The sequence below is a fragment of the Phenylobacterium sp. genome (assembly GCF_013911965.1).
GTDB lineage: Bacteria > Pseudomonadota > Alphaproteobacteria > Caulobacterales > Caulobacteraceae > Phenylobacterium.
Map to the genome: position 1 here is coordinate 107,317 of NZ_JACESE010000004.1, position 25,806 is coordinate 133,122.

A 25,806-nucleotide genomic window follows, 5' to 3' on the forward strand; every position below is an offset into this window, starting at 1 on the left:
CCTAGCGCTCCAGTTCCTCCGCCATCGTCTGGAGCAGGGCCTGAGCCGTCACCGGCTTGGCGACGTGGCGATCGGCGCCGGCGGCTTGCGCCTCCTCGCGATGCTGGCGCATGGCGTTGGCGCTGAGCATCAGCACCGGCGTGCGCGGCGCGCCGGTCGCCGCCTCGCGCAGGCGCAGTTCGCGCGTGGCCGCCAGGCCGTCGAGCACCGGCATCTGCATGTCCATCAGGACCAGGTCGAAGCGTTCCACAGCCAGGCGCTCCAGGGCCGCGCGGCCATCCTCCGCGATCGTCAGTTCGACCCCGAAGGGCGCCAGGATCAGCTCCACGACCCGGCGGTTCACCGGATGGTCCTCGGCCAGGAGGACGCGGCGGCCGACGAGCCGCTCCATCAGGTCCCCGGTCTCCGGTGCGCCGCGCCCGGCGACGGGGCCGAGCGGCGCGCGGCGCGCCGGGAGGCGGAACTGGAAGGTGCTGCCGACCCCTGGCTCGGACTCCGCGGAGATGTCACCCCCCATCAGTTCGACCAGCGAGCGACTGATGGCGAGTCCCAGACCGGTTCCGCCAAAGCGCCGTGTGATCGTGCCGTCCGCCTGCGAGAAGCGCTGGAAGAGCTGGCGGGCGGCGAGCGCGTCGAAGCCCACGCCCGTATCGGCCACGGAGATGGAGAGATGGCCCTGGGCGCAGCCGACGGTGACCGACACGCCGCCCCGAGCCGTGAACTTGACGGCGTTGGACAGGAGGTTGGTCAGCACCTGGCGCAGACGAAGGGGGTCGCCGACCAGGCCGCCCTCGGCGCCCGGCTCCCAGACCACCCGGAAGTCGAGCCCCTTTTCTTCGGCCCGCAGGCGGAAGACGTCGATCACCAGGCCGAGCTCGGCGCGAAGGTCGAAGGCCGTCTCGTCCAGGCGCAGCCGGCCGGCTTCGATCTTGGACAGGTCGAGGACGTCGGAGACGATCCCCTCCAGCGCCGCGCCTGAGCGCTCGATGAGCGAGACCATCTCGCGCTGGTCGTCCCGCAGGGGGGTGCGCGCCAGGGCCGCGGCCACGCCGATCACCCCGTTGAGGGGCGTCCGGATCTCGTGGCTCATATTGGCGAGGAAGTCGCTCTTGGCGCGGTTGGCCGCCTCGGCCGCCTCCCGCGCGGCGGCCATCTCCGCCTCCGCCGCCAAGCGTTCGGTCACGTCGCGGGCGACGCCGAAGACGTAGTCTCCGACCCGCCGCGCCCGCCATTCGAGGCTGCGATAGCTGCCGTCGGCGTGGCGATAGCGGTTGATGAAGCCGTCGATCTCGCCGTCGGGGCCGATCCCGATCATCCGTCCCTCGCTGTGGCGGAGGTCGTCGGGATGGATGAAGTCGAGCATGCGGGCGCCCTCGAGCGCATCGATTCGATGGCCGAGCGTCCGGGTCCAGGCCTCGTTCACGCGCACGAAGCGGAAGTGGGCGTCGCGGATGCAGAGCATGTCCAGCGACACATCGAAGAAGGCTGCGAGGTCGGGCAAGGTCTGCGCAGCGGCAGGCGAGGTCATTTAGGGCTCCGGATGGGGAGCCGCGATTTTCCACGCTCACGGCGCCTAGGCGGTTAACGGCCGTCGCCGGAGGCCAAATCGGTCGTCCGCGCCATCGCGCAGACGTCCCGCCAAGCCGGCGGCCCGAGGGGGTGCTGCTTCGCCGGACCGGCGGCCGTCAGCTTCCGAACCCGGGCGCGAGGAAGACCCCCATGGGGCAGGCGCCGCCGGAACCCGCGCTGCTCGCCGAGATGCCGTCCGCCGGCTGCGTGAGATGCGCCTCCACCCGCGCCCTCATCTCGTCGTAGGTGGGTTGATGGTCGCTCTGGATGATGTCGAGCAGGACGTGACGGTCGCAGGCGTATTCGTCGAAGGCGTAGACGCCCTCCAGGTCCATCATCGCCGAGGCCGGGCTGGTCGTCAGCATGAGCGTCCGCAGAGGCTTCAGCGGCTCGCGCGGCACGACGATGAAGGTCAGATGCCGCACGAACGGCCCGTTCTTGTAGTCGCCCTCGACCGCGATCACCATGTTCTCGCCAGCGGCGAAGCCGCCCAGCATCCGCCCGCGGATCGGACCGTCGGGGAAGGTGAGAGCCGCCACGATGGCCGCGGAGACGGCGAGCTTCTCGCGCTCGGCCGCCTCGGCGTCGCCCAGTGCGATGGCGCTCTGCACCGCCGTCAGACCGGCCAGGCGCGCCAGGGGCGAAGGACCATGGCGCGGGACGTTCTGGGCGAGGTTCAAGGCCGAGGCGAAGTCGCCGTCGCGGTAGGCGAGGTCCGAGCCGAGCGCATAGGCCGCTTCCGTCCCCTCGGCCTTTCCACAGGCGGCGATCACGGCGTCGGCGCCGGACTTCGCCTCCTCCCATTTCTGGGCATTCCAGGCCGCCAGGACCGGCCGCGTGGCGTCGAGCACCGCCTCGCGCGACTGGCAGTCGATGGGGCCGGACAGGCTGGCGGCGGCGATCAGGGCAAGCAGGGACATGCGACCTCGGGGGCAATGGCTCGCCCACCCTGGCCGGCAATTGCGACATCCGCAACCTTAGGGCGCAACGCCGCCCGCAGCACGTCCTAGTCGGCGTCCATCTTCAAGGCGGCGATGAAGGCTTCCTGCGGGATCTCGACCTTGCCGAACTGGCGCATGCGCTTCTTGCCCTCCTTCTGCTTGTCGAGGAGCTTGCGCTTGCGGCTGGCGTCGCCGCCATAGCACTTGGCCGTCACGTCCTTGCGCAGGGCGCGGATGGTCTCGCGGGCGATGATCCGGCCGCCGATGGCCGCCTGGATGGGGATCTGGAACATGTGCTGCGGGATGAGGTCCTTCATCCGCTCCACCATGGCCCGGCCGCGCATCTCAGCCCGCGTGCGGTGGACCAGCATGGACAGTGCGTCCACCGGCTCGGAATTGACCAGGATCGACATCTTCACCAGGTCGCCGGTGCGGTACTCCTCGATCTGGTAGTCGAAGGAGGCGTAGCCCTTGGAGATCGATTTCAGGCGGTCGTAGAAGTCGAAGACCACCTCGTTCAGCGGCAGGTCGTAGACCACCATGGCCCGCTGGCCGACATAGGACAGCTCCCGCTGCTCGCCGCGGCGGTCCTGGCAGAGCTTGATGATCGAGCCCAGGTGTTCGTCCGGCGTCAGGATGGTGGCCTTGATCCACGGCTCGGCGATGGACTCGATCCGCACCGGGTCGGGCAGGTCGGCCGGGTTGTGCAGCTCGATCTCCTCGCCGCTGGTCAGCGTGACGCGGTAGACGACGCTGGGGGCCGTGGCGATCAGGTCGAGGTCGAATTCGCGGCTCAGCCGCTCCTGGATGATCTCCAGGTGCAGCAACCCAAGGAAGCCGCAGCGGAAGCCGAAGCCGAGGGCGGCGCTGGTCTCCATCTCGAAGGAGAAGCTGGCGTCGTTCAGGCGCAGCTTGCCCATGGCCGCGCGCAAATCCTCGAAGTCGGCGGCGTCGACGGGGAAGAGGCCGCAGAAGACCACCGGCTGGGCCTCGCGGAAGCCCGACAAGGCCTGGGCCGTCGGGCGCTTCTCCTCGGTGATGGTGTCGCCGACGGCGGCGTCGGCCACCTCCTTGATCGAGGCGGTGATGAAGCCGATCTCGCCGGGGCCGAGCTCGTCCACCTCGGTCTGCTTGGGCCGAAAGACGCCGATGCGGTCGATGCCGTAGGTGGCGCCGGTCTGCATCATCTTGACCTTCTGGCCGGCCTTCATGACGCCGTCGATGACGCGCACCAGCACGATCACGCCCAGATAGGCGTCGTACCAGGCGTCGACGAGCAGGGCCTTCAGCGGCGCGTCCGGGTCGCCCTTGGGCGCCGGCAGGCGGGTGACGATGGCCTCCAGGAGGTCGCCGATCCCCTCGCCCGTCTTGGCCGAACAGAGGATGGCGTCGGAGGCGTCGAGCCCGATCACGTCCTCGATCTGCTGGCGCACCCGCTCGGGCTCGGCGGCCGGCAGGTCGATCTTGTTGAGGACCGGCACGATCTCGTGGTCGTTGTCGATGGCCTGATAGACGTTGGCGAGCGTCTGCGCCTCCACGCCCTGGCTGGAGTCCACCACCAGAATGGAGCCTTCGCAGGCCGCCAGCGAACGGCTGACCTCATAGGCGAAGTCCACGTGGCCGGGCGTGTCCATCAGGTTCAGGACATAGGTCTCGCCGTCCTTGGCCTTGTAGTGCAGGCGCACGGTCTGGGCCTTGATGGTGATGCCCCGCTCCCGCTCGATCTCCATGGAGTCGAGCACCTGCTCCTTCATTTCGCGCTGGGTCAGCGCGCCCGTCTCCTGGATGAGCCGGTCGGACAGGGTCGATTTCCCGTGGTCGATGTGGGCCACGATGGAGAAGTTGCGGATGCGCGAGAGCGGGGTCGTCATGCGACGGCCTCTATCACATCCCTGCGAATGCGCGAGGGGCGTGATCGCCTCAGCCGCCGACGCGCTGGGGGCGGACGCTGACCTTCTCCAGGACGTGTTCGCGAAAGGCGGGCCGCTCGCAGAGGCGCGCGTACCAGTCGGCGAGCGCGGGCAGCCGCGGCGGCTCGAGTTCCGGCGGGACGCGGAACCAGCGGTGGACGGCGACGCCGAGGGCGAGGTCGGCGACGCTCAGCTGTCGACCCATGACGAAGGCGCGGCCGGCCAGCCGTATCTCGAGGACCTGGAGCACGTCCACGGCGGCGGCGACCGAACGGCCCATCTCGGCCGGGTCGGGGCTTGAACGGCGATAGGCGGTGCGCACGGCGCCTACGGCGCGGGCCGGGGCGGCGGACCAGTCCATCCAGGCCTCGGCCTGCCAGCGCGCCTGCGGGTCCTCCGGCCAGAGTCCGGCCTGCGGATGGCGGCTCGCCAGCCAGCGGATGATCGCCGCCGATTCCCACAGGCTGAAGCCCGTGCTCGTCGTGATCGCCGGGATGCGCCCCGGCGGACTGACGGCCCGGAACGCCGGATCGTCATTGCCGCCGAAGTCGCCGCCCCAGTCGCGCCGCTCGACGCTCACTCCGGCCTCGCCCGCCGCCCACATCACCCGCGCCGTCGCCGAGGAGTCGCTCCGCCCCCACACCGTGATCATGGTCCTGCTCCGGCAGCCTCGGCGCACACCTAGCCGCCGGAGACGACGGGGCGTCGTCACGGCGCCGCGGACCGCCCTCGACAACCTCGCCGATTGGCGCCGCCCCACAGACGAACGGGCTGGACGGTGACCGAAAAGCAGCCGAGTCTTTCCGTGCGGAACACGGGTTTCTGGGGCGCGGTCGATGGACGGACTTCGGGAGCGGCTCGGCTACTTCTTCGATTCCAACACCCTCAATCCGCACGGCATCTGCCTGATGTGGCGTCCGGAGCTGATCTGGACGCACGCCATCTCCGACGTGCTGATCGGCCTGGCCTACTTCTCCATCCCGCTCGCCCTCGGCGTCTTCCTCTGGCACCGCCGCGACGTGAAGTTCAGCTGGGCGATCTGGATGTTCGTCGGCTTCATCATGCTCTGCGGCGTGACCCACTTCATGATGGTCTGGACGCTGTGGAACGCCGACTATGGCGTCGAGGCCCTGATCAAGGCCGCGACTGCCGCCGTCTCGGTCATCACCGCCTTCGCCCTCTGGCCCCTGCTGCCGCGGGTCATCGCCCTGCCCTCCCCGGCCGAGCTCGAGCGCCGCATCGCCGAGCGCGACGCCGCCCTCGTCGAACTGCGGGCGGCCATGGACACGATGGTCGAGATGCGCGAGCACGAGGCGCGGCAGAAACTGCTGCTCGACGAGCTGAACCACCGCGTGAAGAACACGCTCGCCTCGGTGCAGTCGATCGCCGTCCAGACCCTGAGCGGCGAGCAGGATCCGGAGGCGGCCCGATCGACCTTCATCGATCGCCTGATGGCGCTGTCCTCCACCCACAATCTGCTGGTCAAGCGCAGCTGGGAGGGCGCGGCCTTCGAGGACCTGGTCAACGCCAGCCTCAGCCACTACGGCCAGCCCTACCGCTTCTCGGGCGAGCCGCTCGCCATGTCGCCGAACACCGCCGTCACACTGGGCATGGCGCTGCACGAGCTGGCGACCAACGCCCTGAAGCACGGCGCCTGGGCCAAGGGCGGCCGGGTGGAGATCGAGGCGGAGGTCGATGAGGTTGCAGGGGCGACCGTCATCACCTGGCGCGAACGCGAGGGGGGAGCGGTGGCGGCGCCGGAGCGCCGAGGCTTCGGCTCGCGGCTGCTGGAACGCGGCGTGGCGGGTGAGCTGGGCGGTTCGGTGAGCCTGGACTTCGACGCCCTGGGGCTGTGCTGCGTCATCCGCACGCCGATCGGTCCCAACCTCCGGCCGGCGCGCCACGACGATCTCGCAAAGAGCGCCTGAGCCGGCGGCCAGGGCCGCGGCGGTGAGCGCCTGCGCCCCGGCGCGCAGTTCTGACCCATTCGCGCGCGCCAGCCGGCCGCGAACATGACAATCTCCGCCCCCCGCATGCGGAGTCGTCCATGATCAAATCGCTCAGCCTCTTCGTCCTCGGCGCCCTCGTGGCCGGCCTCGTCACCGGTTCGGCCCTGTTCGCCTATGGCGGACCCGCCGCCCTCCGTGCGGCCGAGGTGGTGGAGGCGCTGGGCGCGCTGTGGCTGAACGCCCTGCGCATGACCATCGTCCCGCTGGTCTTCTCGCTGCTGGTCACGGGGGTCGCCTCGGCCGCCGACGCCGCGGCCACGGGCCGCCTGGCGGCGCGGGCCTTCGCGCTCTTTGCGATCATGCTGGTCATCGGCGCGCTCTTCGGTCTCTTCGCCATGAGCGGCCTGATCGCCCTCTGGCCGGTGGACCCGCAAGGCGCGGCGGCCATGACGGCGGCGGTGGAGGGTCAGTCCACCGTCCAGGTTCCGCCGGGCTTCGCCGCCTGGCTGCCGACGCTCGCCCCCTCCAACCCGATCCGGGCGGCGGCCGAGGACGCCATCCTGCAGATCGTCGTCTTCGGCCTCATCTTCGGCTTTGCGCTGACCCGCCTGCCCCAGGCGCAGAGGGGGCTGCTGACCCAGGTCTTCCGCGCGCTCGCCGAAACCATGATCGTCATCGTCCGCTGGGTGCTGCTGGCGGCGCCGGTTGGCGTCTTCGCCCTGGCGCTCGGCATCGGCCTGCGGGCCGGGCTCGGCGCGGCCGGCGTGCTCGCCCAGTATGTGGTCATGGTGACCGGCGTCACCGCCGCCATCGCCCTGCTGCCCTACGGCCTCATCCTGCTCACCCGCCGCAGCCGGTTCGCCGATTTCATCCGCGCCACCGCGCCGGTCCAGGCGCTGGCCTTCTCCACCCAGAGCTCGCTGGCCTGCCTGCCGGTCATGCTGGAGAAGGCGCAGGACGATCTGCGCGTGCCGCCGCGGGTGGCCGGCGTGGTCCTGCCCCTGGCGGTCGCCATCTTCCGCCTGAGCAGTCCGGTGGCGAACCTCGCCGTCGCCGTCTTCGTGGCCCACCTCTACGGCCTGTCGCCCAGCTTCGCCCAGTTCGCCGCCGCCGTCGCCGTGGCCTTCGTCATCTCCATCGGAACCGTCGGCCTGCCGGGCCAGGCCTCGTTCTTCGCCAGCATCGCCCCCATCTGCGTCGCCCTCGGCGTGCCGGTGGAGATCCTCGCCGTCCTGCTCGCCGTCGAAGTCATCCCCGACATCTTCCGCACCGTCGGCAATGTGACGGCCGACATGGCGGTCACCGTCGTTCTGGAGGACGAGGCGCCCGAGCCGGCGACGGCCCTCGGCTGACGCATCCCCCGGGGCGCCCGGCGCGTAACTCCCCTGCAGCCCGACGCATGGGAGAGGATCAGGCCATGGGCCTCTGGCAGCTTCTCTGGATCAACGCCGCCGTCCTGGTGTTCAGCTACGGCGTCCTCTGGGCCATCGCCCAGCGACTGAAGGACGTCAGCTTCATCGACGCCTGGTGGCCGACCGGCATGGCCGTGCTGGCCTGGACCAGCCTGACGCTCGCCGGCGCCGGCGGCGTCCACGGCTGGCTCCTGGCGGTCCTGTGCACCTTGTGGGCCGCGCGGCTGGGCGGTCACCTCTTCCGCCGCTGGCGCCGCCACGGCAGGGAGCGGCGCTACGAGGAGATGCTGGCGGAGGCGCGGGAGAAGCGCGGCTGGACCTTTCCGCTGGCCAGCCTGATCGTCGTCTTCGCGCCCCAGGCGCCGCTGCAGTTGATCGTCGCCCTGCCGGTTCAGCTCGGCCAGATCGAGGCCGTCCCGCTCGGTCCGCTCGCGCTGGCGGGCGCGGCGCTGGCGGTCTTCGGGACCATTTATGAAGGCGTCGCCGACGCCCAGCTCGACCGCTTCAAGGCCGACCCGGACAGCAGGGGCAAGGTGCTCGACACCGGCCTTTGGCGCTACAGCCGCCATCCCAACTATTTCGGCGAGGCCTGCGTCTGGTGGGGTCTCTACATGATCGCCGCCGAGACCGGCCTGGGCGCCTGGTCCCTGGCCGGCCCCCTCCTCATCACCTTCCTGCTCGCCAAGGGCAGCGGCGCGCCGACGGTGGAAAAGGGCATGGAGGAACGCCGGCCGGGCTATGCGGACTACATCCGCAACACCTCGTCCATCATCCCCTGGCCGCCGAAGGCGGACTGACCGGCGATTGCCTCCCCGCCCCGCAGCCGCTTAGCTGCCGGCAAGAACAGACAAAGGGAGGCGAGACATGGGCGCACGCGCAGGACTTGTGGCGGCCGTCGGACTGGCGGCGCTGGCGGCTTCGGCCGCGGCCGAACCCTCGCGCCTCGCGCGCTCCGTCGCGGGGCTGCAGGCGCCGGCGGAGATCCGGATCGACCGCTGGGGCGTCGCCCACATTTATGCGGGCAGCGTCCGCGACGCCCTCTTCCTGCAGGGCTACAACGTCGCCCGCGACCGGCTGTGGCAGATCGACCTGTGGCGCAAGCGCGGGCTCGGCCGTCTGGCGGAGGACTTCGGCCCGCAATACGTCGCCCAGGACCGGGCGGCGCGCCTGTTCCTCTATCGCGGCGACATGGACGCCGAATGGGCCGCCTATGGCCCGGAAGCCAAGGGCTACGCCGAGGCCTTCACGGCCGGGATCAACGCCTTCGTGGACGAGATCGAGCGCGGTGAGCGGCCCTTGCCGGAAGAGTTCGAGATTACGGGCGCGCGGCCGGCGCGCTGGGCGCCCGAGGAAGTGGTTCGCATCCGCAGCCATGGCCTGACCCGCAACGCCGCCGCCGAGGTCGAGCGGGCGCGGATCACCTGCGAGGCCGGGCTCGAAGCCAACGCCCTCAACCGCAAGCTCGAGCCGGCCCGCGAGATCGCCCTGCCCGAGGGGCTCGACCCCTGCGCCATCCCCGCCGAGGTTCTGGCCGACTACCGGCTCGCCACCCAGTCGGTGAGCTTCGAGGCGGGCGAGGTGGTCGTCGCCGCGGCCGAGGATCTGCCGGCCGAAGCCATAGGCTCCAACAACTGGACCATCGCGCCCTCGCGCACCGCCACGGGGCGTCCGATCCTGGCCAACGACCCGCACCGGGCGCACGGCGTCCCGTCGCTGCGCTACATCGTGCACCTGGAGGCGCCGGGCTTCTCGGCCATCGGCGCCGGCGAGCCTGCCCTGCCCGGCGTGTCCATCGGCCACAACGGGACCATCGCCTTCGGCCTGACCATCTTCCCGGCCGACCAGGAGGACCTCTACGTCTACGAAACCGATCCGGCGAACCCCGGGCGCTATCGCTATGGCGACGGCTGGGAAGAGATGCGGGTCGAAGAGGAGACGATCGCCGTCCGCGGCGGCGAGCCCCACACGGCGACCCTGAAGTTCACGCGCCATGGCCCGGTGGTCTTCGAGGACGTCGCCAACCACCGCGCCTATGCGGTGCGCAGCGTCTGGGGCAGCCCGGGGACCTCGGCCTATTTCGGCTCCGCCGACTACATGACCGCGCGCAACTGGGACGAGTTCAAGAGCGCCATGAGCCGGTTCGGCGCGCCCAGCGAGAACCAGGTCTTCGCCGACACCTCCGGCCACATCGGCTGGATCGCGGCCGGGCGCGTGCCCGTGCGGCCCAACTGGGACGGACTGACGCCGGTGCCCGGCGACGGGCGCTACGAGTGGGACGGCTACCTGCCCGCCGACCAGCTCCCCAGCGCGTTCGATCCGGACCAGGGCTGGCTGGCCACGGCCAACCAGTTCAACCTGCCGCCGGGCTATGAGCGCCAGGTGAGCTACGAGTGGAGCAACGACGCCCGCTTCACCCGCATCGCCGAGGTCCTGGCCGCCGACGACAGCGTCACCCTCGCCGACTCCATGGCCCTGCAGACCGACCCGACCAACGCCACGGCGCGGGAGATCCTGCCCCTGCTGGCGGGCCTCAGCCCCAGGGACGCCGAGGTCGCCTCCGCCGTCGCCCTGCTGCGCGACTGGGACGGCCGCGCCAGCGCCGACAGCGCCGCAGCCGCGCTCTACGAGGTGTGGATCTTCAAGCATCTGGGCCGGGTCGCCGTGGCCAGGGCCGCCCCGGCGCCGGCCGCCCGCATCATCGGCTCCGGCGACCTGCCGGCCGTGACCGATTTCCTCGCGACCGCCGACGCCGCCACGCGGGACGCCATCCTGAGCGAAAGCCTGCAGGCGGCCTTCAGCGAGGTGCGGAACAAGCTTGGCCCCGACACCTCGGCCTGGCGCTGGGGCGACCTGCACCAGGCCCGGTTCGAACACCCGCTGAGCCCGCTCGTCCCGCAGGGCGACCGCGAGCGGCTGGCCGTCGGGCCGGCGCCGATGTCGGGCACGATGCTGAGCCCGCTCGCGGCCACCTGGCGGGCCAGCGACTACCGCGTGGTGGCGGGCGGCTCCTTCCGCATGGTCCTGGACGTGGGCGAATGGGACAACAGCCGCGTGGTCAACACGCCCGGCCAGTCCGGCGATCCGGCCAGCCCGCACTACCGCGACCTCTTCCCGCTGTGGGCCAAGGGCGAGTACGTGCCGCTGGTCTATTCCCGCCCGGCCGTGGAGGCCGCCACCGAGACGGTGATCGTCCTGACTCCCGCCAGCCGCTAAACGGGCAGGTGGGCGACCACCTTCCGGGTCAGTTAGGCGTCGATGCCCTCCATCATCGGCGTGGTCCTGCGCCAGGCCTGGAAGCCGCTCTGTGCGGCGGCCGGCGCCTCGTCCAGATCGCCGGGGGTCGCCACCGCCAGCCGGCCGATCACCGCCTCGTCCGCCGGCTTGACGATGTCGAGCCACTCGCCGCCCGAACCCGGGCGCCGCTCAGCGCAGCCTCGATCGCCGCGCTCAACGGGCCGGCTCCTTGGCCGCCGCATCGGCCTGGTACTCGTTGACCGCCTTGCGCTTGAACGGGTTCTCCCTGTGGATCGGGAAGTCGATCTTCAGCTCGCCGCGGACGATCTTCTTGCGCAGGTGCTTGGCGCCGTGGACGCTGAAGCCCGCCAGGTGATCGCCGGCGACGATGCGGGTGTAGCGCGAGGGGTTATCCGCGGTGACGAACTGCGGCAGCGGCTCGACCACCACGTCGTAGTCCACCGCAAAGAACAGCGGCATCGAGAAGCGCTCCTTGCCGGTGTTCACCACCCGATGCTGGGTCGCCTTGAACCGCCCGTTGGTCCAGCCCTCCAGCAGATCGCCGACATTGACGATGTAGGCCCCTTCGATCGGGGGCGCCTCCACCCACTCGTCGGCGGCGTTCATCACCTGCAGGCCCGGTCCGCCGGTGTGCAGGATGGTGAAACACTCGAAGTCCGAATGGGCGCCGATGCCCAGATGGTCGTTGTCCATCGGCCGGTCGTTTTCGGGATAGTGCAGCAGGCGAAGCTGCGAGGGCGTCTTCCTGGTGCGCTCACGGAAGAAGTCGGGGTCGAGACCGAGGCGCTCGGCGAAGGCCTGGAACAGCAGGTCGCCGACATCGCGCACGGCGTCGTAATAGGCCATGACCTCCTCCCGAAAGCCGGGGATCCAGTCGGGCCACTGGTTGGGCACCAGCATCAGGTTGCCGGCCTTGAAGTCCGGGTCGTCCTCGTCGATCTCGATGGCCAGGTCGAAGGCCGCGTGCAGGCGGGGCTTGGTCAGGTAGTCGTTGTCCGGGCTCGGCTCCACCAGCCGGTAGAGCTCCGGATCGCCGTCGTCGTCCTCGTCGGAGATCGGCGCCCAGCCGCGCGTGCCGGGCGAGTTGCGGATGTGCACCCTCTCGCGCAGCTCCCGCGGCGAATAGTGGAACTGGCGCGACAGCTCGTAGGTGCGGTCGATCAGCGCCTGCGGCACGCCGTGGTTCCGGATGTAGAAGAAGCCGACCGTCTCGCAGGCCCGGCCGATCTCGACCACGGTCGCCGCCTTCGCCTCCGCGTCGTCGCCGCGAAGGGCGGCGATGTCGATGACGGGAATCTCGGTGAAGGCCATCAGCTTGGCGCCCATGGCGCCCACCGATGTCGGCTCGGTCTGCGTCGCTTCGCCGGTGCTCATGCTTCGCGTCTCCTGGGCAGGGATGACACGGCCGACGCCTCGCGGCGGGCCGCGGCGGAAACCTTGTCGGAGAACACGGCCGCTCGCGCGGCGGGATGGGCGAGGCCCGGAGGAAATCGGCTCCAGTAATACGATTTGTTCAAATCGTAGTCGCGGCGCCCAAGGGCGGCGCCCAGCCGCCAAGCAATCGTGCGGCGCTCGCCAGCCGGCTCGCCCATCGCTTGCCAGCGACCGGTCGCCGGTATCGGCTCGAAGGGCCCGAGCGGGGCGGCGAGTACGGAGCTGGCGATGCGTGGAACCGGTCGAGGCGGACTTTTCGGCGCCGGGACGCGCGCCGGCCAGCTGAACCGACGAGGCCTGCTCCTGGGCGCAGGGGCCGCCGGCCTCGCGGGTCTGGCGGCGGGATGTTCGGGCGGCGGCGCCGGCGGCGGGCGCAGTCTTCGCGTCTCCTCCTACGGCGGCAACTTCGAGCAGGCCCTGCGCGACCACGCCTATCCGGTCTTCACAGAGGCCACGGGCATCCGGGTGGATTCCATCCCCCAGCCGGCGGGCCTGCAGTTCCTGCTGCAGCTCATCGAGGCCAACAGGGCCGGCCAGGCCCCGATGGACCTCTGCATCAGCGCGCCGGTGGACGTGATGCGCGGCGATGCCGCCGGGCTCTGGCGCACGCGCGACGCCGCAGCCATCCCCAACCTCGCCAACCTGCCCGACGCCTATGTGAGCCGAACGCCGGAGGGCGTCGCCGCCGTCGGCTGCATCGGCTGGTACTTCACCATGGTCACCGATCCGAAGGCGATCTCGCCCACGCCGACGAGCTGGACCGAGCTCTGGGCGCCGCAGCACCGCAACGCCTGGGGCCTGGCCGGCACGGGCGCCGGCCCGATGTTCGAGGTCACCGCCGCCACCTTCTTCGACGGGCCGCAGATGCTGACGTCCGAGGCGGGCATCCGCGAGTGCGTGGCCAAGATGGCCGGGCTGAAGCCCAACACCAAGCTCTGGTGGGAATCCGAAGGCAGCATGCAGACCGCGCTGGAGAACGGCGAGGTGCAGGGCGGCGTCTATTTCGCCGACGTCGCCGAGACCCTGCGGGCGAGCGGCGCCTCGATCGAGGTGGTCTTCCCGAAGGAGGGCCCCGTCATCGACTTCGGCAGCTGGTGCCAGCCGACGGCCTCGACCAAGACGGCCGAGGCCGACGCCTTCATCGACTTCATGATCTCGCCGCAGGCGCAGGAGCTCATCGCCAAGCAGATGCACGCCCCGCCGCTGATCCGCGGCGAACTGCTCGACCTCGACCCGGCGACGCGCGCCGGGCTCGCCCTGCAGACCACGCCCATCGCCATCAACCTCGAGGCGCGCCGCCTGCACCTCGACCTCATGGTCACCGAATTCAACAAGATGCTGGCGAGCTAGGGAGCGACGGTCATGTTCGGACTCGAACTGCGCGACCTGACCAAGGCCTACGGTTCGCAGCTTGCGGCCGACCATGTCTCCCTCGCCATTCCGCACGGCGAGTTCGTCTGCTTCCTCGGTCCCTCGGGCTGCGGCAAGACCACCGTCCTGCGCATGATTGCGGGCCTGGAGCCCCCCACCTCGGGCGAGATCCTGCTGAACGGCCGCGACATCACAGGCCAGCCGGCGAACGCCCGCCAGTTCGGCATGGTCTTCCAGTCGCTCGCCCTCTTCCCCCACCTGAGCGTCGGCGAGAACGTGGGCTTCGCGCTCAAGCTGCGCGGCTGGGACGCCCGCCAGCGCAAGGCGCGCGTGGAGGAACTGCTCGACCTGGTCCGGTTGCCGGGCCTGGAGAAGCGGGCGGTCAGCCAGCTCTCCGGCGGGCAGCGCCAGCGGGTGGCGATCGCCCGGGCGCTCGCCCAGGAGCCGCCGGTCTTCCTGCTGGACGAGCCCTTCTCGGCGCTCGACGCCAAGCTGCGCGAGGAGATGCAGACCGAGCTTCGCCTGCTGCAGCAGCGGCTGAAGATCACCACCGTCCTGGTCACCCACGACCAGCGGGAAGCCATGTCCATGGCCGACTCGATCGTCGTCATGGGCGAAGGGAAGATCCAGCAGCACGGGCCGCCGGTCTCGATCTACAAGCAGCCGGCCAACCGCTTCGTCGCCGACTTCATCGGGGCCAGCAACCTGCTGCCCGTCGAGGTGCTCGACGCCCACACCGTCCGCTACGGCGCCACGCCGCTGAAGGTCGGGGCGACCGGACTGCCCGCCGCCGGCCCCGCCACCCTGGCCATCCGGCCGGAGGACATACTGATCAGTCCGGCCGCCGGCGGCGGCTGCAACGAGGTGTCCGGGATCATCAAGCTGGTGCGCGACATGGGCGCCTATGTGGAGGTGCGCGTCGACTGCGAGGGCGGCGACATCCTGGGCGTCGTCCAGCCCCGCGACTGGATCGGCGCGACCCACGGCGACCGGGCCCATGTTCGTCTTCCGGCCGAACGCTGCCGGGTGCTGGCCGGATGAGCGCCGTCGAAGCCCCCTTCGCCCTTTCCGCGCCGGCCGATCGGCAAGGCCGCGACCGCTGGGTGCTGACCGGCCTGCTCGCCGGGCCGGCCCTCTATATCGCCCTGATGGCCGTGGTCCCGGCCTTTCTGATGGTGCAGATCAGCCTGGCCCATCGCGACGTGGGCGGCCTCTGGTCGCCGGGCTTCGAACTGACCCAGTACCGCCAGCTCGCCACGCCGCTCTTCGCGCGCGTCATGGGCTTCTCCCTGCTGCTGGCCGCCAGCGGAGCGGCCATATGCGTGGCGCTCGCCTTCCCCGCCGCCTATTTCATCACCCGCATGAGGCGGCGCGCCCAGGTCGCCTGGCTCGTCTTCCTGCTCGGATCGCTCTCCCTGTCGGAAGTGCTGATCGTCTTCGCCTTCCAGGTCCTGCTCTCGACCAGCGGCTCACTGGCCGGCGCGCTCACCGCCGTCGGCCTGCTGGCGCCGGGCCAGTCGCTCTATCCCAACTTTCCGGCGGTCCTGACCTGTCTCGTCTATCTGCTGCTGCCCTATGTGATCCTGTTCTTCTATCCGGCGCTGTCCCAGCTCGACCCGGAGGTGGAGCAGGCCGCGGCCACCATGGGCGCCTCGCGCCTGACCACCTTCGCCACCGTGATCGCGCCGATGATGCGGGGCCAGATCCTGACCGGCGTGCTGCTGGTCGTCATCTTCACCTTCGGCGCCTATCTGACGCCCCTGGTGCTCGGCCGCCCGCCGCAGTGGACCATCGCCATCCACATCAACAACGCCGCCATGGCCGCGGGCAACGTTCCCCTGGCGGCCGCCTACGCCGTGGCCGTGGTGGCCTTCATGGTCGCCCTGCTCGCCCTGACCCGGATCCTGTCGCGCCGCCCCGAGGCCGCCGCATGAGGATCGATTTCGGGACGCTCGCCCGCCGGGGATTCCTCGGCCTGATCGCCCTCTTCCTGGCCGCGCCGCTGATCGTCGTCGTCTCGGTCTCGTTCAACGACACCCGGCGCATGAGCTTCCCGCCCACGGCGTTCAGCCTGCGCTGGTATGAGGCCTTCTTCGGCGACCATGGCTGGATGTCCTCGCTGGAGCGCTCGCTGACCATCGCCGCGCTCGCCGCCGCCGTCGCCGTTCTCGTCGCGCTGCCGATCACCTACGCCATCTGGCGCTACCAAGCGCGCGTCGCCCGGGCCCTGGCCGGCGTCGGCGCGGCCCTCTTCCTGATACCGGGCGTGGTGGCCGCCCTGATGCTGTCGGCCTTCTGGGGCGTCACCGGCCATGTCGGCCGGCTGGAGAATGTGGTGCTGAGCCACGCCATCGTCCTGCTGGGCATTCCGCTCTCCCTGCTCAGCGTCGGCTTTTCGGCCATCGACAAGGCCCAGGTGGAGGCGGCCCACACCATGGGCGCGCGGGATTCCGACGCCTTCCGGATGGTCGTCCGCCCCGCCATGACGCCCTACATCCTGTGCGCCTTCGTCTTCGTCTTCGTGCTCAGCATCAACGAGTACCTGATCGCCTACATGGTCGCCGGCTTCACGGTTCAGACCCTGCCGATCCGGATCTTCGCCAACATGCGCCAGGGCTACGAGCCGACCATGTGCGTGGCGGCGGTGATCTTCATGACGCTGGGCTTCGCGGCCTTCATCCTGATGTCGAAGCTCGCCGACCTGCCGCGGCTGATGGGCCGCACCCGACCCCTGGAAGCCTGAGCCGGAGGACCAAGAAGCGTGCCCGTTCCCCCCGAGGTCACCGGCGTCTGGCGCCGCGAGCGGATCACCGCGCCGGGCGGATACCTGGACGACACCACCCGCGTCTGCTGGGTGCAGTCGTTGTCCTGGTACGGCGATATCCGGGTGCGCGCCGACGCGCCCCGCAGACCCGGCGCGACAAGCTTCGCCGACTATTCCGACGCCGAACTGGTCGAGCTGGCGCGCACCCAGGGCTTCGCGGGCCAGCTGACTGTGACGCCGCAGATGTGCGCCTGGCGGCGCGACCTCGACTACCAGCCGCCCGGCCCCGTCCCGGACGAGGGGACCTGGACGCTCGACGGCGACGTCCTCGTCGAAGGCGGCATCCATGCCGAATACGAGGAGATCTGGCGTCTGGAGCCGGAGAGCGGCGGCCTGCGCGCCGCCTTCGCCCGCGCGGGCGGCCCGGGCCTGCTGGTCATCGCCGGCGACCACTTCCTGATGATGCGCGGCCGCGGCGCGCCGTTGGCGGGCGAGTCGCTGGCGGCGCTCGTGGAGGCGGAGCTCGCCGCCGGGCGGCGCAGCGCGGCCGAGGACCTGCTGTCCATGCCCATCGCCTACGGGCGGATCGGCGAGCGCTGGCGGATCAGCCTTTCGACGCTTCCCTGGCTGGAGGGCCGCAGTCTCTGGAACGCGCCGCCGGAACTGCACGGCGGGCGGCTGAGGCTCCCGGACGGAGAGACCTGGTCCCTGCTGGAGGCGGATGCGCCGCCCGATCGGCTGGCCGCGCTCTTCGCCCTGGCCACGACCGAAGATGAGCCGCTATGAAGGCCGCCCCTGCCGCCGCCAAGGTCGCGATCTTGCCGAACGTCCCGCGCAAAGCCGCCGCCGACTCCGCCTCCGGCTCCCAGCTCGCCCGCATCGGCGTGAGCCTGCCGGCCCGGCTGCTCGCCCAGGTGGATCAGATGGTGGCCGAGCGCGGCCTGCCCGGCCGCTCGCAACTGATCGCCGAACTGATCCGCCACGAGGTGGCCGATGTGGACCGCGACGGCGGCGACGGCGTCCGGGCCGGCACGATCACCCTGATCTACCGCGCCGACTCCGGCCGCGTGCGGCACGCGCTCGCCCGCGTGCAGAGCGAGTTCGTCAAGGAGGTGATCTCCTCCCAGCACGTCTTCCTCGAGGACGACCAGTCCCTGGAGGTGCTGCTCGTCCAGGGCTCGGTGGAGCGGCTGCAGCAGCTCTGCGACCGGCTGCGCGGCGTGCGCGCCGTCCAGCAGCTGAAGCTGGTGACCACCACATCCCTCCTTCCGCCGCTGCACGCCCATGGCGGCGCCGAGATCGAGGAGACGCGGGCCGTCCGCCGCGCCGCCCTCTAGGCGCGGACCGTGCGGCCGAAGCGGGGCTCGTCCTCCGGCAGGACCAGCTCCCCTCGCGCGCGGCGGGCCTTCAGATAGGCGAAGGTGCGGGCGGTCTGGGCGAACAGGTGCTCGCCCGACACCAGGCGCGGATATCGGGGCGCTTCGCCCGGCGCGACCAGCCGCGGGTCGGGTTCGACCACCGTCTCGTAGTCGCAGGTGGCGAAGAAGGGGAAGCTGTAGCGTTCCTCGGCCACCTTCCGGACCCGGTGGGTGGTGGCGGTGAAGGCGCCATTGGTCCAGGCCTCCAGCATGTCGCCGATGTTGATGACGTAGCCGCCGGGAACCGGCGGCGCGTCGATCCACTCGCCCCGGCCGTTCAGCACCTCCAGGCCCGGGGCCGTGCCGCGCAGGATGGTGAAGAACTCATAGTCGGTGTGGGCGCCGATCCCCTCGCGGTCCTGGGCGGCGGGATCGAAGGGATAGTGGATCATGCGAAGCTGGCTGGGCGGCCGGCGGCGGTAGGGTTCGAAGTGGTCCTCCGGCAGGTCCAGCGCCAGGGCGAAGCCGCGGAACAGCCGGCGCGCCAGATCGGAGACCGCGGCGTAGTAGGCGCTCGCCGCCTCGCGGAACCCCGGCAGGTCGGGCCACCGGTTGGGCCCCAGCATCGGGGCCTCGCCCCGCGCCTCCGGCAGGTCGAGGTTGAGGTCGTAGGCCTCCTTCCGGTCGATGGTCCCGCCGGGGAAGACCTCCTCGCCCTCCGGCACATAGCCGCTGTGGTTGGAGGAGCCGCCGATATAGCTCTCCATCTTCGCGGCGAGGGGCTGGTCGAAGAAGCGCCGGGCCGCGTCCAGCAGCCCCTCGAACAGCGCCTCGTCCACGCCGTGGCCGCACACATAGAGAAAGCCGATTTCGCGGGCCGCCTCGCCCATGGCTCCGGCCACCGCGCGGCGCTCGGCGGGGTCGGCGGAGGCCAGGCCCCTGATGTCCACAATAGGAATGTGGTCGAAATCGCCGCTCAAAACGGCCTCCATCGGGCTGCGTTCGACGCATACGAACTGAACAGATCGTAACACTCACCAGCCCCCGCGCCGACCGCCGGCCTGGCGCTCGAAACTGAGCGGATCACAGGCGCCTGCGCGCCTTGGCGCCTCGAATCCGGGCGCCGCGCCCGCCGTCTCGCCGCCCCGGCCGAACGCCGGTTGGATTATTACGAAATCGCCCGAGGGTAATACCGAAGGCGCGGCGCTCCGGCCGCGTCCGCGGATGAAGGGGGTCCGAATGAAGACGTGGATCACGGGTTTGCGCGCCGTCGCAGTGGCGGCGCTCGGCAGTCTGGCGCTCGCCGCCTGCGGGCAGAAGGCCGAGGAGACGGCCGCGGCGCCCGCCGCCGGCCAGGAGTACACCATCGGCTGGACCATCTATGCCGGATGGATGCCGTGGCCCTATGCCGAACAGGCCGGCATCGTGAAGAAGTGGTCCGACAAGTACGGCGTGAACATCAAGCTCGTTCAGATCAACGACTACGTCGAATCCCTGAACCAGTTCACGGCCGGAAAGCTGGACGGCGTCACCTCCACCAACATGGACGCGCTGACCATCCCCGCCGCCGCCGGCAAGGACACCACGGTCGTCATCGTGGGCGACTATTCCAACGGCAATGACGGGGTGATCCTGAAGGGCGGCTCGAGCATGGCCGACATCAAGGGCCGCTCGGTCAACCTCGTGGAGAACTCGGTCTCGCACTACCTGCTGGCCCGGGCCCTGGAGAGCGCCGGCCTGGCCATGACGGACGTGACGGTGGTCAACACCTCCGACGCCGACATCGTCGCCGCCTTCGCCGCGCCGGAGACCACCGCGGTCGTGCCGTGGAACCCGCAGCTGGCCGAGATCAAGAAGATGCCGAACGCCACCGAGGTGTTCAATTCGACCCAGATCCCCGGCGAGATCCTCGACATGATGATCGTCTCGACCGAGGCGCTGCAGGCCAATCCCAACCTCGGCAAGGCGCTGGCGGGCATCTGGTACGAGACCATGGCCCTGATGAGCGCCGACACGCCCGAAGGCGCGGCCGCCCGCGAGGCCATGGCCAAGATCGCCGGCACCGACCTGGCCGGCTACGAGGACCAGCTGAAGACCACCTACATGTACTACCAGCCTCAGGCGGCGCTGGCGGCCATGACCGGCGAGGACATCGTGGCGGCCAATGACAAGGTGCGCCAGTTCAGCTTCCAGGCCGGCCTGTTCGGCCAGGGCGCGCGTTCGGTGGACGACATCGGGCTGGAATTCCCCGGCGGCAAGATCCTGGGCGACGCCGACAACGTGAAGCTGCGCTTCGACCCGACCTACACCCAGGCCGCGGCCGACGGGTCTCTCTAAGACCGCCCGCCGACCCTTTGTGCGACGCGTAATGTCGGAGGACTGACCGCCCCATGCGCCGATTGCTGAACGCCCGGCCGCATGGCGGCGGTCGCCTTCTCCTGGGCCTGCTGCCCATCGCGGCCCTCATCCTGCTTTACCTGGTCGCCGCCCAGGCGCGGCATGCGGAGAACCCGCGCGACAAGATCCTGCCGACGCCGGCGGCCATGGCCGAATCCATGCAGATCATGGCCCTGCAGGAGGACCCCCGCACCGGCGAAATCCCGCTGGTCGCCGACACCCGGGCCAGTCTGAAGCGCCTGGGAATCGCCGTGGGCGCGGCGGCGGCCACCACCCTGGTGCTCGGCCTCTCCATCGGCCTGCTGCCCTATGCGCGGGCGGGCCTCGGGCCCCTTGTGGCGACCATATCGGTCATCCCGCCGATCGCCGTCCTGCCCATCCTGTTCATCGTCTTCGGCCTGGGGGAGACCGCCAAGATCGTGCTGATCTTCGTCGGCATCACGCCCTTCATGGTCCGCGACATGGCCGGCCATGTGGCCGCCATCCCCGAGGAGCAGATCGTCAAGGCCCAGACGCTGGGCGCCTCCACCTGGCTGACCGCTCTGCAGGTCGCCCTGCCCCAGGCCATGCCGCGCCTGATCGACGCCCTGCGTTTCTCGCTCGGGCCCGCCTGGGTGTTCCTGATCTCGGCCGAGGCCATCGCCTCGGACGTGGGGCTCGGCTACCGCATCTTCCTGGTGCGCCGGTATCTCGCCATGGACATCATCCTGCCCTACGTGGCCTGGATCTCCCTGCTGGCGGTGGTCATCGACCTGATGCTGCTCACCTGGAGCCGGGTCGCCTTTCCGTGGGCGCACGCCCCGGGAGGCCGCCGATGAGCCCGGCCCTCTCGTTCCGCAACGTATGGGTGGAGTACGGCGACAAGATCGTCCTCGAAAAGCTCAGCCTCGACGTCGCCCGCGGCGCCTTCGTCTCCATCGTCGGCCCCTCGGGCGCGGGCAAGAGCACCTTCCTGCGCCTGGCGCTCGGGCAGGAGGCGCCGACCCGCGGGGCCATCCTGCTGGACGGCGAACCCATCCCGCCCGAGCCGGGCCCCGACCGCGGCGTGGTCTTCCAGCGTTACTCCGTCTTCCCGCACATGAGCGCCCTGCAGAACGTGATGTTCGGCGCCCGCTGCGATCAGGCGCCGGTCACGGGCATGCTGACCGGCCGCGCCCGTCGCCAGGCCCGCGACGAGGCCGTGGCGATGCTGCGTCAGGTGGGCCTGGGCGACTCGCTCAAGGCCTATCCCCGCGCCCTGTCGGGCGGCATGCAGCAGCGCCTGGCCATCGCCCAGGCCCTGATCACCAAGCCGCGGATCCTGCTGCTCGACGAGCCCTTCGGCGCCCTGGACCCCGGCGTCCGGCTCGACATGCACGAGCTGATCACCGGGCTGTGGCGCGAACACGGCCTGACCATCCTGATGGTCACCCACGACATCAAGGAAGCCTTCAAGCTGGGCACGCGGGTGATCGCCATCGACAAGCGCCGCCACGACCCGCACGCTCCGCACCGGTTCGGCTCGACCGCAGTCTACGACTTCCCCCTCGACGACAAGGCGCGCCCGCAGATCCCGCCGGAGCTGGCCGCCATGGCGCCGGCCCCGGCGGAGGCCTGACGCCCTAGAAGCGGTAGGTCAGGCTGCCGACCACCGTCCGCCGGGCGCCGATGAAGCAGTCGCCGCGCACCAGGCAGGTGGTGAGATAGTACTCGTCCTCGAGGTTCTTCACGTTCAGCGCCGCGCGCCAGTTGTCCTGCTCGTAGGCGATCAGCGCGTCGAAGAGGCTGTAGGACGGCGTCGTCAGGACGAAGGTGCGGTTGGCGGTCTGATCGGTCGACTCGCCGTACCAGCGGGCGCCCAGACCCAGGCTGAGCTCGCCGTCGGCGCCGATGCGGAAGCGGCGCGTCACCCAGGCCGAGGCGGTGTGCAGCGGCTGGGCCGCGAAGGGCTTGCCGACCTCCAGAGGGTTCGTGCTCTTCGACACCTCGACGTCGTTGTAGGTGTAGTTGGCGGACACGTCCCAGACCTCCTGGAAGATGCCGCGGCCTTCCAGTTCGAAGCCGCTGGAGCGGACCTCGCCGGTCTGGATGCGGTTGAGCGGATTGGTCGGGTCGCTGGTCAGCCGGTTGGTGTCGCGGATGTCGAAGGCCGTGGCCGTGACCAGATACTGAGGCGCAGGCGACCACTTCACCCCGGCCTCCCACTGCTCGCCCTTCTGCGGCTCGAAGGGCTCTCCGGCCAGATTGGCGCCGGCCACCGGCAGGAAGCTCTCCGAATAGCTGACATAGGGCGAAAGCCCGTTTTCGAAGGCGTAGAGCAGCCCGGCGCGATAGGTGGTGGCGTCGGACTCCTGCTCGCTCACCGCGCCGCTGACGGCGATGGAGCGCGTGACCGCCTCGTCGCGGCGCACGCCCAGGATCAGGTTCCAGCCGCCGAAGGTGATCTGATCCTGGAGGTAGAAGCCCAGCTGCTCCTGCTCGGTGGTCGCCCGACGCGTCACCGCCGGCTCCGCGTAGTTCCCATAGACCGGGTCGAACAGGTCGATGGCGGTCGTCAGGCCCGAGCCCGACTCCATGAACTGGCGGTACTGCTGACCGTCGACGCCGAACAGCAGCTTGTGCGCCACCGCGCCGGTCTTGAAGTCGGCCTGGAACTGGTTGTCGATCGAATAGGCCCGCGACGCCGGGAAGGAGTAGGAGATGTAGCGGTACATGCTCCGCTGCGGCCCGGCGTAGCCCGCCTGCCCCGGCTGCACCCACGGGTCGAGCGGGTTGCTGTAGTTGTTCGGATACATGGTCTGGTAGTTGACGTCCGACCACGAGCCGCGCGCGCTCAGCCGGTACTCGAAGTGCGGGTTGAACCGGTGGCGGGCGAAGAGGCTGACGTTCGACTGGATCGCCCGATAGAGCTCCACGTCAGGTTCGCTGACGAAGGTGCTGGACGGCAGCTCGCCGTTCACGTTCGGCAGCAGCGTTCCCTGGTGCGGCAGGAACTGGGTGGTCGAGCCGGTCGTGTCTTCCTGATGATGCAGCAGCAGGGTGAACTCGGTGTCGGCGTTCGGCCGCCAGGTGAGCGAGGGCGCCACGAAGAAGCGGTCGTCCTCGATGTAGTCCACCTGGGTCTCGGCGTCGCGGCCGAGGAAGACCAAGCGCCCCGCCAGGGTGGCGGCCCCGTTGAGCGGGCCCGTCACGTCGCCCTGGATCTGGGTGCGCTGATAGTTGCCGACCATGCCGACGATCTCGCCGCTGCGGACGAAGTCCGGCCGCTTCGAGGTCAGATTGACGATGCCGCCGATGGAGCCCTGGCCGTACAGCACCGAGGCCGGGCCGCGCATGATCTCCACGCTGGAGAGCGCATAGGGATCGACCTTGGCGGTGTCGTAATAGGCGTAGGTGGAGCGCATCCCGTCCAGGTACTGGGCCGGGGCGACGCCGCGGACGAAGTAGGAATCGACCCGCCCGTCATTGCCGTAGGCGTCCGAGCGGACGCCGGCCGAATAGAGCAGCGCGTCCTGGATCGACATCACCCCACGCTCGCGAAGAGTCTCGCCGGAGATGACCGAGACGGCCTGCGGCGTCTCCAGCAGCGGCGTGTCCGTCTTCGTCGCGACGGTGACCTCGCCCGCCTCGCCGGTGACGATCAGTTCGCTGACCCGGGTGGGCGCATCCTCGGCCTGCGAGAGTCCCGGAGCGGCGAGCGCGGCGAGAGCGGCCCCGAGCAGCAGGCGCGAACGGACCGACGGACGGATGGACATTGTGGAACCCCCAAGGCGTGACGTTATTGCGAGGCAATCGCAAATTTGGGAGCTTATAGGGGCCCGGCCGGCGCCTTGGCAACGCCTTGCGAATGCCTCGCGCTAGCAGACTCGCCGGGTGTGGCTCAGGCGCACAGGGGCTTGCCGCCCATGTCCAGGTGAAGGTGGTCGGCGTGCGCGGCGTTGTAGTCGGGCGACAGGGTGGTGATGAAGACGCGGCAGGCGCCCTCCCGCACCTGGCGCAGGAAGCGGCCCCGCAGCCCGGGATCGTCCCAATCGGACTTGACCCACACCACCTCCCCGTTGGCCAGCCGGAAGCCGGCCACGTCCAGGGCGTTGGCGCTGGCGTGCTCGCTGGGCGGCCCGGCCTGCTGGCCGTAGATCCGGCGGCAGGAATAGGCGCCGTAGTGCTCGATGCCGACCACCGCGTGCCCGAAGGCCTCGAAGGCGGCGGGCTGGACGATCTGGCGTTCCCAGATGGCGACGGCGAGGGCCTGCTTGCAGGTCATGGCCGCATCGGCCGGCAGGAGCGGGGCCATGCCGCCGGTGATCTGGATTGCGTCCCGGACCGAGCAGAAGCCGTTGGCGGAGTCTTCGGCCAGCACATAGGTCAGGCCGCCCTTGGCCAGCACGCCGCGGCAGGCGGCCACGTCCTCGCCGGTTCGCGCGGCCTTGGCCTTGGTCGCCGCCCCGATGGGGTCGACGACGCTGAGGGGCGTCCAGGGCAGATGCTGGTCGGGAATGGCGCGTTCGCCGAGGAAGATCAGGACGCCGACGAGGAGCCAGATCAGCGCAAGCCCGACCCAGCGGGCGATCTGGGTCTGGCGCCGGGCGCGGGCCTCCACCTCGGGACGATGCGGGACTCGATAGGCGGCCATGGCCTCGCGCAGGGCGGTTCAGGTCGCGTCGACCCTAGCGGGCCTGGCGCGGCGAGGCGACCGAAGGTTAACGGCGGCGGCGCGTAATCTAGCGACAGACGCCGTATCGGCCGAAATCCAGATGCAGGTGGTCGGCGTGGGCGGCGTTGTAGTCGGGGCTGAGCACGGCGCGGAAATAGTCGCAGGCGCCGGTCCGCGCCGCCCGCAGAGCCGCACCCGTCTCGTCCTCGTCGCGGAAGTCGCCCACGACGCTGATGCGCCGGCCGTCCTGCAGGGCGAGGGCGGCGACATCGAGGGCGTTGGCGCCGGCATGCTCGCTGCGGCGGCCTTCCGCCCGGCCGTAGATGTTGCGGCAGGCGAAGACGCCGTAGTGCTCCACCCGCGCCACCTGCGTCTCCAGCGTGCGCTCGACCACCGGCTCGAGCACGTGACGGTCCCAGAAGGCGTAGGCGAGCGCCAGCGGGCAGGTCATCACCGGCGCGGCGGGCGACAGGGGCGTCACGCCGCCGCGCAGACGCAGCGTATTGGTCAACGGACAGTCGCTCGCCCGCCGGTCGGGCTCTTCGGTGAAGTCGACGCCGCCCTCCTCGAGGATCTGGCGACAGAGCTCGGGATCCTGGGCGGCGCGCTCGAACTTGGCCGCGGTGGCGAGGCCCGGCGGCTGCGAGAGGCGGAGAGGCTTCCAGGGCAGGTCCTGGGGCGGCGCGAAGGCGTCGATCGCCCAGACCAGCGCCACGGCCACCAGGGCGAAGTCGAGCAGGCTCGCCCACAGCCCTCCGAAGGCGAGAGCCTCGGGCGGCGCCGGCCTTTTCACCCTGATCCAGTCCGGAAGCT

Annotated in this window: 23 protein-coding genes; 13 read left to right on the forward strand and 10 right to left on the reverse strand. The window is 70.4% G+C overall.

The window, feature by feature from the left end; translation table 11 throughout:
• Nucleotide 1: 1 nt before the first annotated feature.
• The 4 genes from H2041_RS05485 to H2041_RS05500 all read right to left on the reverse strand — a co-directional run bounded on the left by H2041_RS05485 (nucleotide 2) and on the right by H2041_RS05500 (nucleotide 5,072).
• Nucleotides 2-1,528, reverse strand: coding sequence for an ATP-binding protein (locus H2041_RS05485; protein ID WP_293410339.1), 1,527 nt, complete (start codon nucleotides 1,526-1,528; stop codon nucleotides 2-4).
• Nucleotides 1,529-1,685: 157 nt separating this feature from the next.
• Nucleotides 1,686-2,489 (reverse strand): hypothetical protein, encoded by an 804-nt coding sequence (locus H2041_RS05490; RefSeq protein WP_293410342.1) that lies wholly within the window; start codon nucleotides 2,487-2,489, stop codon nucleotides 1,686-1,688.
• 86 nt (nucleotides 2,490-2,575) lie between these two features.
• Nucleotides 2,576-4,381, reverse strand: a complete 1,806-nt coding sequence (gene lepA, locus H2041_RS05495) for a translation elongation factor 4 (protein ID WP_293410345.1) — start codon at nucleotides 4,379-4,381, stop codon at nucleotides 2,576-2,578.
• A gap of 49 nt (nucleotides 4,382-4,430) precedes the next feature.
• Entirely contained in the window at nucleotides 4,431-5,072 is a 642-nt protein-coding gene (locus H2041_RS05500; protein ID WP_293410348.1) for a glutathione S-transferase family protein, read from the reverse strand.
• A gap of 184 nt (nucleotides 5,073-5,256) precedes the next feature.
• Here H2041_RS05500 and H2041_RS05505 point away from each other — a divergent pair, with 184 nt between their 5' ends.
• From H2041_RS05505 to H2041_RS05520, 4 genes are all read left to right on the forward strand, one after another.
• Complete coding sequence (locus H2041_RS05505) at nucleotides 5,257-6,348, forward strand: sensor histidine kinase (RefSeq protein WP_293410350.1); 1,092 nt, start codon at nucleotides 5,257-5,259, stop codon at nucleotides 6,346-6,348.
• A gap of 119 nt (nucleotides 6,349-6,467) precedes the next feature.
• Entirely contained in the window at nucleotides 6,468-7,721 is a 1,254-nt protein-coding gene (locus tag H2041_RS05510) for a cation:dicarboxylase symporter family transporter (RefSeq protein WP_293410353.1), read from the forward strand.
• A gap of 65 nt (nucleotides 7,722-7,786) precedes the next feature.
• A complete protein-coding gene (locus tag H2041_RS05515) occupies nucleotides 7,787-8,578 on the forward strand; it encodes a DUF1295 domain-containing protein (RefSeq protein WP_293410355.1) in 792 nt (263 codons plus the stop codon).
• 67 nt (nucleotides 8,579-8,645) lie between these two features.
• Complete coding sequence (locus H2041_RS05520; RefSeq protein ID WP_293410357.1) at nucleotides 8,646-10,994, forward strand: penicillin acylase family protein; 2,349 nt, start codon at nucleotides 8,646-8,648, stop codon at nucleotides 10,992-10,994.
• Nucleotides 10,995-11,026: 32 nt separating this feature from the next.
• On the opposite strand, the gene H2041_RS05525 is transcribed toward H2041_RS05520, so the two are convergent.
• Together H2041_RS05525 and H2041_RS05530 are read right to left on the reverse strand one after the other, a co-directional pair.
• Complete coding sequence (locus H2041_RS05525; RefSeq protein ID WP_293410360.1) at nucleotides 11,027-11,257, reverse strand: aldehyde dehydrogenase family protein; 231 nt, start codon at nucleotides 11,255-11,257, stop codon at nucleotides 11,027-11,029.
• Nucleotides 11,229-12,410 (reverse strand): 2-oxoglutarate and iron-dependent oxygenase domain-containing protein, encoded by a 1,182-nt coding sequence (locus tag H2041_RS05530; RefSeq protein WP_293410362.1) that lies wholly within the window; start codon nucleotides 12,408-12,410, stop codon nucleotides 11,229-11,231. The genes H2041_RS05525 and H2041_RS05530 overlap by 29 nt, the downstream gene beginning before the upstream one ends.
• 288 nt (nucleotides 12,411-12,698) lie before the next feature.
• Between H2041_RS05530 and H2041_RS05535 the strand changes: the two genes are divergently transcribed.
• From H2041_RS05535 to H2041_RS05560, 6 genes are read left to right on the forward strand one after another with little or no spacing between them, the layout of a single operon-like run.
• Nucleotides 12,699-13,820 (forward strand): extracellular solute-binding protein, encoded by a 1,122-nt coding sequence (locus H2041_RS05535; protein ID WP_293410365.1) that lies wholly within the window; start codon nucleotides 12,699-12,701, stop codon nucleotides 13,818-13,820.
• Between the two features lie 12 nt (nucleotides 13,821-13,832).
• Nucleotides 13,833-14,882: an ABC transporter ATP-binding protein gene (locus H2041_RS05540; protein ID WP_293410367.1), complete on the forward strand. Its 1,050-nt coding sequence runs from the start codon at nucleotides 13,833-13,835 to the stop codon at nucleotides 14,880-14,882.
• On the forward strand, nucleotides 14,879-15,775 hold the full coding sequence (locus H2041_RS05545) for an ABC transporter permease (protein ID WP_293410369.1): 897 nt from the start codon (nucleotides 14,879-14,881) through the stop codon (nucleotides 15,773-15,775). Before H2041_RS05540 ends, H2041_RS05545 begins: the two co-directional genes overlap by 4 nt.
• On the forward strand, nucleotides 15,772-16,584 hold the full coding sequence (locus H2041_RS05550; RefSeq protein WP_293410372.1) for an ABC transporter permease: 813 nt from the start codon (nucleotides 15,772-15,774) through the stop codon (nucleotides 16,582-16,584). Before H2041_RS05545 ends, H2041_RS05550 begins: the two co-directional genes overlap by 4 nt.
• 18 nt (nucleotides 16,585-16,602) lie before the next feature.
• On the forward strand, nucleotides 16,603-17,391 hold the full coding sequence (locus H2041_RS05555; protein ID WP_293410374.1) for a hypothetical protein: 789 nt from the start codon (nucleotides 16,603-16,605) through the stop codon (nucleotides 17,389-17,391).
• On the forward strand, nucleotides 17,388-17,942 hold the full coding sequence (locus H2041_RS05560; RefSeq protein ID WP_293410376.1) for a CopG family ribbon-helix-helix protein: 555 nt from the start codon (nucleotides 17,388-17,390) through the stop codon (nucleotides 17,940-17,942). Before H2041_RS05555 ends, H2041_RS05560 begins: the two co-directional genes overlap by 4 nt.
• On the opposite strand, the gene H2041_RS05565 is transcribed toward H2041_RS05560, so the two are convergent.
• Nucleotides 17,939-18,943 carry a 2-oxoglutarate and iron-dependent oxygenase domain-containing protein gene (locus H2041_RS05565; RefSeq protein ID WP_293410378.1) on the reverse strand — a complete coding sequence of 335 codons (1,005 nt, stop codon included), beginning with the start codon at nucleotides 18,941-18,943 and terminating at the stop codon, nucleotides 17,939-17,941. The two genes, H2041_RS05560 and H2041_RS05565, sit on opposite strands and share 4 nt — an antisense overlap.
• A gap of 259 nt (nucleotides 18,944-19,202) precedes the next feature.
• On the opposite strand from H2041_RS05565, the gene H2041_RS05570 reads away from it, so the two are divergent.
• The 3 genes from H2041_RS05570 to H2041_RS05580 are packed head-to-tail and all read left to right on the forward strand — an operon-like array spanning nucleotide 19,203 to nucleotide 21,957.
• Nucleotides 19,203-20,300, forward strand: a complete 1,098-nt coding sequence (locus H2041_RS05570; protein ID WP_293410381.1) for a putative urea ABC transporter substrate-binding protein — start codon at nucleotides 19,203-19,205, stop codon at nucleotides 20,298-20,300.
• Between the two features lie 53 nt (nucleotides 20,301-20,353).
• Nucleotides 20,354-21,178, forward strand: a complete 825-nt coding sequence (locus H2041_RS05575; RefSeq protein WP_293410384.1) for an ABC transporter permease — start codon at nucleotides 20,354-20,356, stop codon at nucleotides 21,176-21,178.
• Nucleotides 21,175-21,957 carry an ATP-binding cassette domain-containing protein gene (locus H2041_RS05580; protein ID WP_293410387.1) on the forward strand — a complete coding sequence of 261 codons (783 nt, stop codon included), beginning with the start codon at nucleotides 21,175-21,177 and terminating at the stop codon, nucleotides 21,955-21,957. The genes H2041_RS05575 and H2041_RS05580 overlap by 4 nt, the downstream gene beginning before the upstream one ends.
• A 4-nt stretch (nucleotides 21,958-21,961) precedes the next feature.
• On the opposite strand, the gene H2041_RS05585 is transcribed toward H2041_RS05580, so the two are convergent.
• The 3 genes from H2041_RS05585 to H2041_RS05595 all read right to left on the reverse strand — a co-directional run bounded on the left by H2041_RS05585 (nucleotide 21,962) and on the right by H2041_RS05595 (nucleotide 25,786).
• Entirely contained in the window at nucleotides 21,962-24,094 is a 2,133-nt protein-coding gene (locus H2041_RS05585) for a TonB-dependent siderophore receptor (RefSeq protein WP_293410390.1), read from the reverse strand.
• Nucleotides 24,095-24,219: 125 nt separating this feature from the next.
• Nucleotides 24,220-24,972: an extensin family protein gene (locus H2041_RS05590; RefSeq protein ID WP_293410393.1), complete on the reverse strand. Its 753-nt coding sequence runs from the start codon at nucleotides 24,970-24,972 to the stop codon at nucleotides 24,220-24,222.
• An 88-nt stretch (nucleotides 24,973-25,060) separates the two neighbouring features.
• On the reverse strand, nucleotides 25,061-25,786 hold the full coding sequence (locus H2041_RS05595) for an extensin family protein (protein WP_293410395.1): 726 nt from the start codon (nucleotides 25,784-25,786) through the stop codon (nucleotides 25,061-25,063).
• Between the last annotated feature and the right edge of the window lie 20 nt (nucleotides 25,787-25,806).